8 protein-coding genes are annotated in these 15,394 nt (G+C 28.8%); all 8 read left to right on the top strand.

Features of this window, described 5'->3' with window-relative positions; translation table 11 throughout:
• Window positions 1-20 precede the first annotated feature (20 nt).
• Complete coding sequence (locus tag ACLR9T_RS06945) at window positions 21-2,558, top strand: EAL domain-containing protein (protein ID WP_413108813.1); 2,538 nt, start codon at window positions 21-23, stop codon at window positions 2,556-2,558.
• A gap of 261 nt (window positions 2,559-2,819) precedes the next feature.
• Window positions 2,820-4,163, top strand: a complete 1,344-nt coding sequence (mgtE, locus tag ACLR9T_RS06940) for a magnesium transporter (protein ID WP_413108812.1) — start codon at window positions 2,820-2,822, stop codon at window positions 4,161-4,163.
• Between the two features lie 83 nt (window positions 4,164-4,246).
• A complete protein-coding gene (locus tag ACLR9T_RS06935) occupies window positions 4,247-4,423 on the top strand; it encodes a hypothetical protein (RefSeq protein WP_413108811.1) in 177 nt (58 codons plus the stop codon).
• Window positions 4,424-4,563: 140 nt separating this feature from the next.
• On the top strand, window positions 4,564-5,223 hold the full coding sequence (locus tag ACLR9T_RS06930) for a response regulator transcription factor (protein ID WP_413108810.1): 660 nt from the start codon (window positions 4,564-4,566) through the stop codon (window positions 5,221-5,223).
• Window positions 5,224-5,306: 83 nt separating this feature from the next.
• Entirely contained in the window at window positions 5,307-6,230 is a 924-nt protein-coding gene (locus ACLR9T_RS06925; RefSeq protein ID WP_413108809.1) for an ATP-binding protein, read from the top strand.
• A gap of 67 nt (window positions 6,231-6,297) precedes the next feature.
• The gene (locus ACLR9T_RS06920; protein WP_413108808.1) at window positions 6,298-7,065 is read left to right on the top strand and encodes an ABC transporter ATP-binding protein; all 768 of its coding nucleotides are present in this window, start codon (window positions 6,298-6,300) and stop codon (window positions 7,063-7,065) included.
• The gene (locus tag ACLR9T_RS06915; RefSeq protein ID WP_413108844.1) at window positions 7,055-9,028 is read left to right on the top strand and encodes an ABC transporter permease; all 1,974 of its coding nucleotides are present in this window, start codon (window positions 7,055-7,057) and stop codon (window positions 9,026-9,028) included. The genes ACLR9T_RS06920 and ACLR9T_RS06915 overlap by 11 nt, the downstream gene beginning before the upstream one ends.
• 407 nt (window positions 9,029-9,435) lie before the next feature.
• Window positions 9,436-15,394: discoidin domain-containing protein (locus ACLR9T_RS06910; RefSeq protein ID WP_413108807.1), on the top strand; the 5,959-nt coding region annotated here is incomplete at its 3' end.

Below are 15,394 nucleotides of genomic sequence, written 5' to 3'. Positions count from 1 at the left end.
GTTTTGGAGGAAATCATAATATGGAGTTCCAAAATTTTATTGAATTACTTGATAATATACAAATTAATCTTTTTGTTACCGACTTAGAAACAGACGAAATTATTTTTATGAATAAAAAAATGAAGTCTACATATCATTTCAATCATCCTGAAGGAGAAATTTGCTGGAAATTAATAAATAATAATCAAAATCAACGTTGTAATGAATGCAAGAAAAATCAGTTAAAAAACTTATATGAAATTATTGAATGGGATGAGGGAAATAGTAAATTAAAGCAGAAATTTAAAAATTATGATTGTTTGATTAGATGGGATGATAATAGAATAGTTCATTTACAACAAACAATAGATGTAAGTGATCTAAAAAAACTAACTCATAAAAATTCTTTTGATGAATTGACAGGTTTATTAAATCGGCGTGCTGGAATGGAAAAAATTAATCAATTATTAAAAGAAGAAAAAACTTTTACAGTTGCTTTAGCTGATATTGATAATTTAAAATATGTAAATGATGTATATGGTCATGATGAGGGTGATTTTTTATTAAAGAAGATAGCTGAGATTTTAAATCAAAGGTTATGTAAATCAGATTTTATTTTTCGTTTAAGTAGTGATGAGTTTTTATTAGTATATAATAATGCTGATAAAAAATATGTTTCAAAGTTATTAATAGAAGGTAATGAAGAAGCAAAATCATTAAAGGAAAAATATCAGAAAAAATATGATTTTTCATATACATTTGGACTTTATACAGTATTAAAAGATAATACTTTATCAGTAACTGATATTATCGCAAGAAGTGATGAACAAATGTATAAACAAAAGTTACGTTTACGAAGAACTTTATTAGCTGAAGTGGAAGATAATTTATTCAAATCAAATAATTTAGATGAGAGCCAATTTAAATATGATGCAATGAGTTTATATGATGCTCTAATTAAAAGTACTGATGATTTTATTTATGTTTGTAATATGAAAACCGGATTATTTAGATACTCACCTGCACAAGTTGAAGTTTTTAATTTACCAGGAGAAATTATTGGAAATCCTTTACCAATTTGGAAGAAGATAGTACATCCACAAGACTGGGAAAGATTTTATAAATCAAATATGGAAATTGGTGAAAATAAGATGGATTATCACTCAGTTGAGTTTAGGGCAAAAAATAGAGATGGAGAATATTTATGGTTGAAGTGTCGAGGGTATTTAATCCGTGATGAATTTGATAATCCAAATCTATTTGCAGGAATAATGACTCAATTAGATCGACGTAATAAGATTGATCCTTTAACACAATTATTAAATCGTCAAGAGTTTGTTAATGATTTTAATTGTAAAGTCGATGATAAAGCAATTGATAATCTTGGCCTAGTTGTAATCAATATTGATGACTTTAAAAATATTAATGATATTTATGACCGAAGTTATGGTGATTATATTTTGAAAATCCTAGCGCAGATTGTTCAAAGTTGTGTTTCTGGAAATGTTAGTGTATATCGTTTAGATAGTGATCAAATTGGTTTGTTGATTGAAAATACTGATAGAGAAGAAGTAAAAAAGATATATGAGGATATAAAAAAATCATTAATTCATATACAAATTGAAGCTAATGATTGTTGTGAAGTTCATATTTCAGCAGGATGTGCACTATTTCCTGATGATGGAATGACCTATAAAGAGATTAGTCAATATGCTGATTATGCTTTGCAATATGCTAAGAGTAGTGGAAAAAATAAATTAATTTTCTTTACTACCGATATTCTTATCAATAAAAAACGTTCACTTGAAATACTTAAATATTTATATGAAAGTATTAGTAATGAGTATCAAGGTTTTGAAGTATATTATCAACCACAAGTTAATGCAAAAACACAAAGAATAATTGGTGTAGAAGCATTGCTAAGGTGGCAATGTAAAGAACTAGGAAGTGTTTCACCAATAGAATTTATTCCTATTTTAGAGGACAATGGACTTATACCTCAAGTTGGGATATGGGTTCTACAAAAAGCTATTCAAGCATGTAAAAGATGGTTAAAAATGGATCCGAATTTTACTGTTAGTGTAAATGTTTCAGCATTACAAATGTTAAATAGTAATTTTACCACAGCGGTTAAGGATATTTTAGATAGGGAAGATATTTCTCCATCTAATATTATTATTGAACTTACTGAAAGTTACATGGTAAGAAATATTAACTATTTACGTGATATATTTAATCAGTTGAGAGCATCAGGAATTAAAATAGCTATGGATGATTTTGGAACAGGTTATGCTTCATTGGAAATACTAAAAACTGTACCAGCTGATATAGTTAAGATTGATCGGGCATTTGTTAAAGATATACATAAAAGTAAATTTGATGCAACATTTATTCGTTTTATTGTTGAAATATGTCATGATGTAGATATTGAAGTAGTTTTAGAAGGTGTAGAAACTTGTGAAGAATATGAGATTGTTACCCCAATGAACCTTGATTATATTCAGGGATACTTGTTTGGTAAACCAGTACCAGAAACTGTAATTACACAGTTGTTAAAAGATAGTAATAATAAGATTTAATATAAATATGATGACTAGCGGATTAATAGTTATCATATTTTCTTTTAAAGATTAATAATATATAGTTATTAGGTATTTTATATAGATAGCAGGAGATAATTAATTTAGTAAAAAGCTTTATTAATACAATATATATGATAAAATAACGAAGAAAGAAGGTGGTTAATAATGAAAATTGAGCCTATATCCTGGAGGTATTGTGGTCAAAAGGATTATTTACCACTAAAACTAGGTAATTAATCCTCTAAAAGGAGGAAATTTATGGCTGATACAATCACTAAAAATGAATTAAAAGAGATATTATTGAGTAAAGATACTCAACAAATCAAGAAGATAATTACAAATATTCATCCTGCAGATATTTTAGATATACTTCATGAAGATGAAGATAGCATAAAACAATTAATGGATCACTTACCAAATAATATTGTAGCTAATGTTATTGAAGAAGAAGATAATATTGAAGATCAATATGATTTATTAAAACTTTTTTCAGATTTTAAACAACGACAAATATTGGATGAAATGTCTAATGATGAAATAACTGATTTGCTTGGTGAACTAGAAGAACCAGAAAAACAAGATATCTTAAGTAAAATGGATCAAGAAGATAAAGAAGATGTAGAGCGTTTACTTACATTTGATCCTGATACAGCAGGTGGAATTATGACTACTGAATATATAAGTATTCGAGCCAGAAATACAGTTGAAAAAACGTTAAAATATTTACAAGAAAATACTGATCAAGAAGCTACTTATTATTTATATGTAGTTGATCCTCAAAATATATTAAAAGGAGTTGTTTCATTAAGAGATATTGTTACGAGTTCTTTTGATACAAAAATGATAGATATAACAAATCCAAATGTTAAAACAATATTGTATAACGAAGACCAAGAGGAAGTAGCTAAAAAATTTCAAAAATATGGTTTTATACTAATGCCGGTGGTAGACGAAATGGATCATTTGCTAGGGGTTATTGAATTTGATGATATTATTGACATTATTCAAGAAGAGAATACTGAGGATATTAATTTATTAGGTGGAGTAGATTCAGAAGAAAGGTTAGACTCAACTGTTGGAGAATCATTTAAAAGCAGAATTCCCTGGCTAATTGTGAATTTATTTACAGCTGTAATGGCTGCTTCTGTTGTTAGTTTTTTTGAAGGTACAATTGCTCAAGTAGTAACTTTGGCTACTGTTATGCCGATTGTTACAGGTATGGGTGGCAATGCAGGGACACAATCATTAACAATTGTTGTTAGAGGGTTATCGTTAGGTGAACTTACTAAAGAAAATGCTATTAAAATTATGCTTAAAGAAGTAGCAGTAGGATTTTTTAGTGGCGTTGTAATTGGGGTTTTGGTTGCATTAGGATCAATGATATTTGAAGGAAATCCGATTTTTGGTGTAGTTACAGGGTTAGCGATGTTTATGAATATGATCTTAGCCAATATTGCAGGATATTTTATCCCTGTAATATTAGAAAAATTTCATGTAGATCCAGCTTTAGCTAGTGGAGTTTTTGTTACTACTGTTACTGACGTATTAGGCTTCTTTTTCTTTTTAGGTTTAGCAACAATATTTTTACCTTATTTAATTTAGAAAATTAAATATACAGTTAATGTTATTATTTGGTAGTTTGTTATTGTAGTAATTAGTAATATATAATATATATGGAGGAAAATATGGAAGAAAAATTAGATGAAATAATATTATTATTAAAAAATATTGATAAAAAGTTACAGATTCTAATTGAAGAAAAAAATGTAACAAAAGTAAAGAGTCCTAGTAATGATGCTATTTTAAAACAGTTTGAAGAAACTGAAAAGTTATTTAATAAAGTAATGAATAAAGGAAAATAGAATATTTATGGTCTTAGATAAAACAGTTTATCTAAGGCTTTTTAATTAAAATTGTTAATAAATTATATTATTATCTTACATCTTTGTAAGATAATAATATAATTATAAATAATCGTGTATAATGTAAAGGGGTGATCATCGTGAAGATATTAATTATTGAGGATGATTTAGAATTACGAGAAGAATTAAGAGTATTATTAGAGAATAATGGTTATCAAGGAATCATCTTAAAAAACTTTGAAAAAGCATTAGATGATATATTAGAAATAGACCCAGATTTAATCTTATTGGATATTAAGATACCTTACCTTAATGGTCAACAACTGTTGAAAAAATTGCGAGAGCTTTCTACTATTCCTGTAATTATGGTTACAAGTAAAGATAGCGAAATAGATGAGATATTAGCATTAAGTTATGGAGCAGATGATTATATAACTAAACCATATAATCCAACTATTTTACTATTGCATATTGAAGCAGTTTTTAAACGTCTACATAAAACTGAACCCAAACTGACTTATCAGGATATTAAAGTTAATTTAATGAAAAGTACGTTAGAAAAAGATAATCAGGAATTATTATTATCTAAAAATGAAATGGGAATTTTCTATTTTCTTTTAATGAACCAGGGTAAGATTGTTAATCGTGATGATATTATGAATTATTTATGGGGAACTGATAAATTTATTGATGATAATACATTAACAGTCAATATGACAAGATTAAGAAAAAGATTAGAAATGATTGGATTATATGATGTGATTGAAACTAGAAGGGATCAAGGGTATATACTAATATGAGTTTAATAGAGTATCTACTAGATAGAGTTATCTATCTAGTTTTATTAATATTAATGATATTAATAGTATTATTTTTTTTGTTAATGTTTAAAGTATCAGATGCATTGATTTGGTCAGTTGTATTAGTAATGATACTGTTTGGAATTTTATTAATAAGCTATGATTTTTATCGGAAACATAGTTTTTATAATACCTTTTATAATAAATTAGAACAATTAGATAAAAAATGTTTAATAACAGAGTTAATTAGTCAACCTAATTTTTTAGAAGGAAAAATCTTATGTGATGTTCTTTATGAGATTGATAAATCTATGTATGAAGAAATAGAAATATATGAAAATAATCTTAAAGATTTTAAAGAGTATATAGAATTATGGATTCATGAGGTAAAATTGCCAATATCAAGTGCTAAACTAATGATCCATAATCATGAACATAATGAAAGAAAGTTAAAGGATCAAGTTAGTCGGATTGAAAATTATGTTGAACAGATTTTATATTTTGCTAGAAAAGATAGTAGTGAAAAAGATTATTTAATTAAATCTTGTGATTTGGGAATGATTGTTAGAAATGTAATAAAGCGTAATCAAGATAGCTTATTATATCAAAAAATAAACATTGAAATCGAACAAATTAATTATACCGTTTTAAGTGACAGCAAGTGGCTAGAGTTTATTATTAATCAGATTGTCAGTAACAGTATTAAATATCATCGTCAGGATAATTGTAAAATAATATTTAATGTAATTAAAAATAGCAATATTGCCTTGGAAATAATCGATAATGGAATTGGAATCAAAAAAAGTGATTTAAGCAGGGTATTTGATAAGTCATTTACTGGTGAAAACGGGCGACGTGTTTCTAGTTCAACAGGAATGGGATTATATATTGTTAAAAGCTTATGTGATAAGCTAGGCCATAAGATTATTATTGAATCACAATATGGTAAATATACTAAAGTAATAATATATTTTAATGATGACCAATATTACAACGTTGTAAGGTGATGTAAGCTAGTTCGATGTTATTAAGATTACGTATTTTTTATAATTAAGTTGTAAAGGAGAATAGGTTATGGAAAATATTCTAACAATTAAAAATATTAGTAAATATTATGGAAATAAGAGTAATCTTACTAAAGCTATCAGCAATATTTCACTGAATGTGAATAAAGGGGATTTTATTGCAATTATGGGAGCTAGTGGTTCAGGGAAAACTACATTATTAAATGTTATTTCAACAATTGATAAAGTAACAAGTGGACATATTTATGTTGAAGGTTTAGATATTACAAAATTAAAAGGGAATAGCTTAAATAAATTTAGACGTGAAGAACTGGGGTTTATTTTTCAAGATTTTAATTTATTAGATACCTTGACAGCATATGAAAATATTGCTTTAGCTTTGCAAATTCAAAACGTTAAAGCGAAAGTAATTGCTCAACGGGTTCACGAAGTTGCTCATAGATTGGATATCAGCGATATTTTAAATAAGTATCCTTATGAGATGTCTGGAGGACAAAAGCAGCGAGTATCTAGCGCTAGAGCAATCATTACTAATCCAAAGTTAGTTTTAGCTGATGAGCCAACCGGGGCATTAGATTCTAAAAGCTCAAAAATGTTATTAGAAAGACTTCAAAAACTAAATCTAGATTATCAGACCACAATTTTAATGGTCACTCATGATGCTTTTAGTGCTAGTTATGCATCAAAGGTTATTTTTATCAAAGATGGCAAGATATTCAATGAATTTGATCGTGGCAATGATAACCGTAAACAATTTTTTGATAAGATAATTGATGTTGTTTCTTTGCTTGGAGGCGATGTAAGTGATGTTATTTAATTTATCATTAAAGAATATTAAAAAAAGTTTTAAAGACTATGCTATTTATTTTTTTACTCTTATTTTAGGAGTTGCAATCTTTTATATTTTTAATTCATTGGAAAGTCAAACAGTTATGTTGAAATTGAGTAATTCAACTAAAGATATTATTCAATTAATGAATGATATTTTATCAGGAGTAAGTGTATTTGTTTCATTTGTTCTAGGTTTTTTAATTGTGTATGCAAATCAATTTTTAATGAAACGAAGAAAAAGGGAATTTGGTATATATATGACATTAGGTATGTCAAAAAAACAAATATCAAAGATTTTATTAGTTGAAACAATAACGATTGGTCTTATTTCATTATTAGTTGGTTTGATTTTAGGCGTTGCTTTATCACAAGTAATGTCAATTATTGTAGCTAATATGTTTGAAGCTGATATGAGTAAATTTACGTTTGTATTTTCTTCTAGTGCGATGATAAAGACAATGATTTATTTTGGAATCATGTATTTATTAGTTTTAATTTTTAATACTATCCAAGTTAATCGTCAACAGTTAATTAAACTATTAATGGCTAATAAACAAAATCAGGTAGTTAAATTAAAAAATGCGTTTCTATGTATAATTGTTTTTATTGGGGCAGTAGCTTTGTTGAGTTATGCCTATTATAACGTTACTGCAGGAGCAAATAATTTAACTGAGACATTTTCCGTGTTTTTACAAATGATCTATGGCGCTATTGCAACATTTCTTATTTACTGGTCTATTTCAGGCCTGGTTTTAAAGTTGGTAATGACTTCAAAAAATCATTACTTTAAAAATTTAAATAGTTTTACAGTTAAACAAATTAGCAGTAAAATTAATACTACAGTACTTTCAACAACAGTTATTTGTTTAATGCTCTTTTTAACTATTTGTATTTTTTCAAGTGCTTTTGCTTTAAATAAAGCTTCAACAGCTCAATTAAATGAATTAGCACCAGTAGATATTCAGATGCAAAAAGATGTCAGTAAAGATAATTTAACAATCGATGAATATTTGAATAAAAAACAAATTTCACTTGATGGGCTAACAGATATTTATACTTTTACTACTTACCAAAGTCCTCAATTAACTATTAGGCATACTTATGGTGGTACTTATAAAGAAGTAAGTGAGAGCTTTTTAAATAGTTGTGAAGAAATAATCAAGGTTAGTGATTATAATAAACTTGCTAAAATGTATAATTTACCAACTTATAATTTAAAAGATGAGTATGTAGTAATGGGTAATTATGAAAATATCATAAATGCTCGTAATCAATTTCTTAAAGATAAACCGGATATTGAATTAAATGGAAAAGTGTATCATAGTAAATTTAATAAATGTCAAAATGGTTTTTTATCAATGCAGTCAAGTCATATGACGATGGGAGTATATATTGTTCCTGATGAAGTAGTAAGTGATTTTTCGCCGCTTAATAGTTATTTGATGTCAAATTATATTAGTGCAGATAAGGATAACAGAAATGTATTGGATGAAAAGATGCAAAGTTATAGTTCGGATGTTTTATTGATCAATACCAGGATACAGATTTATACTAGCAGTATTGGTATGGGAGCGATGGTAATTTTTATTGGATTATATATAGGAATTGTCTTCTTGATTTCTTGTGCAGCTATTTTAGCTCTTAAAGAATTATCACAAAGTATTGATAATAAAGAAAAATATCAAACACTAAGAAAAATAGGGGTTGATGAAAGAATGATAAATCGTTCTTTATTTAAACAAATAGCGATTTATTTTGCATTCCCGCTAATTTTAGCAATTATTCATTCTATTTTTGGAATCCAGGTATGTAATATGATGCTACAGACATTCAATCAAACTGATGCACTTGAAGCAATCATAACAACAGGAATTTTCTTAGTTATTATTTATGGCGGATATTTTATCATCACTTATCTATGTAGTAAGAGCATTATAAAAGATAATTAATGTATTTGAATTTTTTAACTAATTTTAATATCTGGTTATATTGTATATAGCAAATAGCCATATATATGCACTAGGTTATTATAATTGTACTTATTGGACATCATGTAGGGAATCTTCCACAAAAGGGGTAAAAGATATTAATTCTTTGCCCTCATTTTATTTTTGTAACGATGATAGGGAGTGTGTTTTTTATTGTGGAAAAGTGTATAAAAAAGAAAACATTTTTTTAAAAAATTCATGCGATTGCTTTACAAAAAATTATGAATGCGCTATCATCAATATATAAGGAATAAGGGAAAGAGTTAATATTGATTTAATATTTAAGTGACGGAGGGTGATACATAGATAAAGTAATTTTAGGTATATTTTGGGAAGATTTAAAAATATAAATTAGAAGGGATAAGGCTATGAAAAGAAAATTTGTTAAAAAAGTTGGCGTTATGACAATAACTGCTGCAATGACTTTAACTAGTGTTTTTTCTTTATCAATGTTCAAAGTCAATGCAGAAGAAATTGATACAGCTGAACATGTTCTTGGAGCAGTAAGTGATGTAACACAAGATGGAAATAAAGTATACATTACTTATGAAGGTGGAGAAGAAACAAAAATCACATTTTTAGAAAATAATTTATTTAGATTTAATATGGATCCAGATGGGGAATTTCCAGATACACCTGAGCCTCGTACTAAGAGCCACAAAGGTGTTATTACCCAACAAAATGATGAATCTGATGAATATAGTAAACCATCACCTAATGTAAGTGAAGGAGAAACTATTAGTGTATCTACTGATAAAGTAGAGTTACAAATTGATAAAGAAACTTCAAAAATGAAGTTAATTGATAAAGAAAAAGATAAAGTTGTATGGCAGGAAAAAGAGCCATTAAAATATGTTCGTGCTCATATTTTTGATTATGATCATAAAGACTTTATGAAAGATTGGTATCAAGATGACTTTCCAGATGGAAGTTATACTATCCAAACATTAGAAAACACAAAAGGTGCTCAATACTTTGGTGGTGGAACACAAAATGGACGTTTCAACCATACAGGTAAAAAAATTAATATTGCTAATGAAAGTTCTTGGACAGATGGTGGAGTTGCATCACCAAATCCATTCTATTGGACAACTGCAGGTTATGGAGTAATGAGAAATACATGGCGTGCTGGAGAATATGATTTTGGAAATACAAAATCAGATCAAACAACAACATCACATAACGAAGATCGTTTTGATGCATATTATTTTGTAGATGATACACCTACTGAATTATTACAAGATTATTATAAAATTACTGGTAATCCTGTACTATATCCAGAAAGTGCATTTTATTTAGGTCATTTAAATTGTTATAACCGTGATGCATGGAAACAAAATGACAATGGTAAATGGTTACTAGAAGATGGTAAGAGATATAATGAAACTAATCGTGAAGGTGCGGCCCTTGCTGGGGAAACATTAGAAACTTTAAACGGAACTAATGAAGATGACTATAAATTTTCTGCAAGAGCGGTCGTTGATGGTTATGTGGATAATGATATGCCATTTGGATGGTTCTTACCAAATGATGGATATGGTTGTGGTTATGGTAAATCTGATGATCCAGTAACTGGTATTGATGATAATGTAGAAAACTTAAGACAATTTACAGAATATGCAAATCAATATGGTATTGAAACTGGTTTGTGGACTCAAAGTAATTTAACACCAGTAGCAGGGACTGCTCCACATTTACAACGTGATTTTGAAAAAGAAGTAAATACAGGAGGTATCCGTACTTTAAAAACAGATGTTGCTTGGGTTGGATGGGGTTATTCAATGGCTCTATCTGGTTTAGACAAAGCATATGATATTTTATCTAAAACTGGTGAACGCGGTACTATAGTTACATTAGATGGTTGGGCTGGAACTCAACGTTATGGTGGAATTTGGACTGGAGATCAAACTGGTGGTAACTGGGAATATATTCGTTTCCATATTCCAACATATATTGGACAAGGATTAAGTGGTAATCCAAATGTAGGTAGTGATATGGATGGAATCTTCGGTGGTTCTTCTTTAATTACAACTCGTGATTATCAATGGAAAGTTTTTACACCATTAATGTTAAATATGGATGGATGGGGAGATTATCCTAAAAAACCATATACATTTGGTGAGGATACTACATCAATTAACCGTATGTATTTAAAATTAAAAGCTCAATTAATGCCTTATACATATACAGCAGCAAATGAAGCTGTTACTGGAAAACCAATGATTCGTGCAATGTTCCTTGAATATCCAGAAGATCCAATTGCATATGATGAAAACAGTGTTCGTTATCAATATATGTATGGTGAAAATTTATTAGTTGCACCAGTATACCAAGATACAAATATGGATGAACATGGTAATGATATTCGTAACGGAATTTATTTACCTGATGAAGACCAAGTTTGGATTGATTACTTTACAGGTAAACAATATCGTGGAGGAAGTTTCTTAAATAACTTTGATACACCAATTTGGAAATTACCATTATTTGTAAAAAATGGGGCTATTGTCCCAATGTATGAAGAAAATAATAACGTTGCACCAATTTCTGAAACTAATCCAAAAGGATTGGATAAAACAAAACGTATTATTGAATTCTGGCCTGAAGGAAAAACTTCATATGATTTATTTGAAGATGATGGTATTACATTAGATTATTCTAATAAAGAAGAAGTTAGTTATGGAAGTAATGTTACTACTAAATTCACTTCTGAAGTAAAAGGTACTGAGGCAATATTACGTGCTGAAGCATCTAAGGGAACTTACAAAGGTTATGATTCTAATAGAGATACAACATTTGTTGTTAATGTTTCAAAAGCACCAGAAGCAGTAGCTGGAAAAGTTGGTTCAGCTGATGTTGAATTCAGTGCAGTTGACAGTAAAGAAGCATTTGATAGTGCAACAGGTAATGTATATTACTATGATGAATCACCAAATTTAAATAAATATGCTACAGAAGGTAGTGATTTTGCTAACGTTGAAATTAATACAACACCAAAACTATATGTAAAAGTTGAAAATACAGATGTAAGCAAAAATGCAATTGAAGTAACTGTAAAAGGATTTGAAAATAAACAAGATCTAGCAGGAAATCAAGAAACTGATACTTTAACAGCTCCAACAGGATTAGCTGCTATAGAAGATCAAATCACACCAACTGAAATTCCATTAGTTTGGGATATGGTAGAGGGTGCTACTGAATATCAAGTAGAGATTGATGGTAAAGTAAATTCTGGTATTGCTGCAAATGAATTTTTGGCTGGAAGTTTATCATACAATTCAACTCATACATTTAGAGTTCGATCAGTAAATATTGATGGTTATTCACCATGGAGTGAACCAATAACAGCTAAAACAACCGAAGATCCATATCGTAATATTCCAGCAGGAATGGAAGTAACAACAAATGATAGTGCTTCAGGATATTCAGCTAAAAATTTAATTGATCGTGATACTAATGCATATTGGTTTACTGATTGGAACAATAATAGTATTAACAACCGTGATAAAGTTATTGATTTTGATTACAAAGAAATAACAACAATGGATTATATTGATATTTATCCACATAGTAGCTATTTAAATTTCCAACCACGTGAAGTAACAATTTTAGGAAGTCTTGATGGAAGTAATTATACAACTGTAGTAGATAAGATGCAGTTATCTAATGATGCTTCAGTTAAATCGATTCCATTAAATGGTGCTAAGATGCGTTATATGAAAATGATAGTTTCAAAACCAGCAGGAACTTATATTTGTATGACAGAAGTTATGCCATATAAAGTGGAAGGTTCAAAGAGTTATCCAGTTGGGGATGTAACTTTAGATGGTAAAGTTGATAGTAATGATTTAACATGGATCGATAACTACACTGGTTTAACTAATAAAGATTCAGATTTTAGTTATGTATCACAAACTAATAATGCTGATATTAATAGAGATAATGTAATCGATGCTTATGATATTTCTTGTATCACAACTAAACTTAATGGAGGTACAAATAAAGCTGGTAACCCTGATGGAAAGATTATGTTAATTGCTGATAAAAATCAATTAAAGGCAGGCGAAACAGTAAATATCACTTTACTTGGAATAGGATTAAAGAATATTAATGCATTTAGTGAAGTTCTTCCTATTGATACAGATAAATTCTCATATGAAGGATATCGTCAATCTTATGATGTAATTGATATGAAGACAATGTCTAAAATGAGAGCAAGAACAGATGGCAGTGAATTAACGGTTGTAAGTACTAATGTAGGAGATCAAGATTTGATTAATGGAACAATAAAACTTGGTACAATTACATTAAAAGCTAAAGCTGATACATCATTTGAAGTAACAAATGGTATTGCAAAATTGGTTGGACCAAAATTAACATACATTGATGGAAATATTGATAATGATACAACTATACCGGAAACGCCAGAAACAACAGAAACTCCTGTTAAAGTAAAAGGAACAACAATTACAAATGAAGCATATCCAACAGATGATGGAACAAATGTTGAAAAATTAATTCAGCAAAATTCATTTAATTCACTATATGATGGAGCATTAGAGGATGGATTTGAATTAAAATATGACTCAGCTGATAATCAAGTTGATGGAGTATTAAAACCAGAAATCACTTTACCTTTAGAATTACATTTAGACATGAATAATCAATTAATGAATGTTGTAAGAGTATATGGTAGAGCAACAGGAAATGGTGCTCCACGTGTTGTAAGTGCAAATGTAGTTACAAAAGATGGTGAGACTATTGATTTAGGTACAATTGGAGAACGTACATTTGATCGTAACGGAAATCCAATATATACAAATTATCCAAGCGATGGTATTTTTACTTTTGAATTAGATAAAGCAGTTGAGGTAGCAACAGTAAATATTACGTTCCAACATGCTGATGGTACTGCTAGTGATCCAGAAAAACCTCATGATCGTATGCTAACATTAAAAGAAATTGAATGTGGATATGTTCATGATATTCCAGTTACAGGTATTACATTAGATAAAGATAATCGTGATACTTTATATGTAGGAAATTTAACTAATTTTAATGCTAAAGTTAGTCCAGACGATGCTTTAAATCCTTATTATACAGTAACTAGCGATAACGAAGATGTAGTTAAAGTATTAACTATTAAAACTACAACAGGTTTCTCATTTATGTTACAACCATTAAAAGAGGGAACTGCTAATATTACAGCGACTTCTGCAGATAATGATCAAATCTCAGTAACTCAAACAGTTACTGTAAAAACTGGAACTGATACAAAAGCATTAGTTGATATATTAAATAGTGCAGAAGCATTAAATGAAGAGTTCTACACAGTAGAAACTTATACTACATTAGCTGATGCAATTAGCGAAGCTAAGGAATTATTGAATAACGATCCAACTCAAGATCAAGTTGATCAATTAGTAAGTAAGATTAAACGAGCTATTAAAGGATTAGATTTAAGACCAGTAAATCCAAGTAATCGTATTGATGGTGTTACTATAGCTGATCAAAGTGGTTATGTTAATTGGAGTGAAAATGCATCTAGTATTTTAGATGATGATATTGGAACATATTGGTTAACTCCTCAAACAGGTATGCCACAATGGGTAATTGTCGATTTAGGAAGTGTGTATAACTTAACAGATGTTACTTTCCTTCCTCGTCAAGGTGGAAATAATGGTGATATTATTAAAGCCTCTATTTCTGTAAGTACTGATGGTCAAAATTATACAGACCTTGGACAATTTGAATTTGATAATGATGGTACTAAGTTACTAGATAAAACTGTATTTAAACAGATGAAATTCATTCCTACTGACGCAAGATATGTTAAAGTAAATATTTTGGAAACATTAGGAAATCCAGCAAATAGTTGTGCAAGTGCAGCAGAAATGCGTTTCTATGGTAATGCAGATGTTGATAAGAGTGAATTACAAGGATTATATAATGAATATTTGACTTTAAATGAAGCTGATTATACAGCTGAATCTTGGGTATCATTCGCAAATGCAATGACTGATGCTAAAGCAGTATTAGACAGAGCAGATGCAACTCAAGAAGAAGTGAAGAATGTTACAACTTTATTACAAAACGCTAAAAATGCATTAGTTGAAGTTACTATTGAAACAAATAAAACAGCATTATCAATTGCAATTGACATGGCAAAAGAAGTAACTCAAGAACAGTTAGATAAATTAGTACCAGCAGTAGCTGATGAATTCAAAGCAGCATTAGAAAATGCTCAAACTGTATATGATAATGCAAAAGCTAGTCAAGAAGAAGTAAATAATGCATTTGATCGTCTAGCTAAAGTAATGCAGATGT

Source organism: Thomasclavelia sp. (assembly GCF_047249845.1).
Taxonomy (GTDB): domain Bacteria; phylum Bacillota_I; class Bacilli_A; order Erysipelotrichales; family Coprobacillaceae; genus Thomasclavelia.
Note: the sequence above shows the minus strand (reverse complement) of the source record. Positions and strands in the feature narration are given on the sequence as shown.

Excerpts from the sequence above, each read along its gene's own strand:
- ACLR9T_RS06925 (WP_413108809.1), top strand. The coding sequence starts at position 5,307 with ATGTTTAAAGTATCAGATGCATTGATTTGGTCAGTTGTATTAGTAATG.
- ACLR9T_RS06935 (WP_413108811.1), top strand. The coding sequence starts at position 4,247 with ATGGAAGAAAAATTAGATGAAATAATATTATTATTAAAAAATATTGAT.
- ACLR9T_RS06920 (WP_413108808.1), top strand. The coding sequence starts at position 6,298 with ATGGAAAATATTCTAACAATTAAAAATATTAGTAAATATTATGGAAAT.
- mgtE (WP_413108812.1), top strand. The coding sequence starts at position 2,820 with ATGGCTGATACAATCACTAAAAATGAATTAAAAGAGATATTATTGAGT.
- ACLR9T_RS06915 (WP_413108844.1), top strand. The coding sequence starts at position 7,055 with ATGTTATTTAATTTATCATTAAAGAATATTAAAAAAAGTTTTAAAGAC.
- ACLR9T_RS06945 (WP_413108813.1), top strand. The coding sequence starts at position 21 with ATGGAGTTCCAAAATTTTATTGAATTACTTGATAATATACAAATTAAT.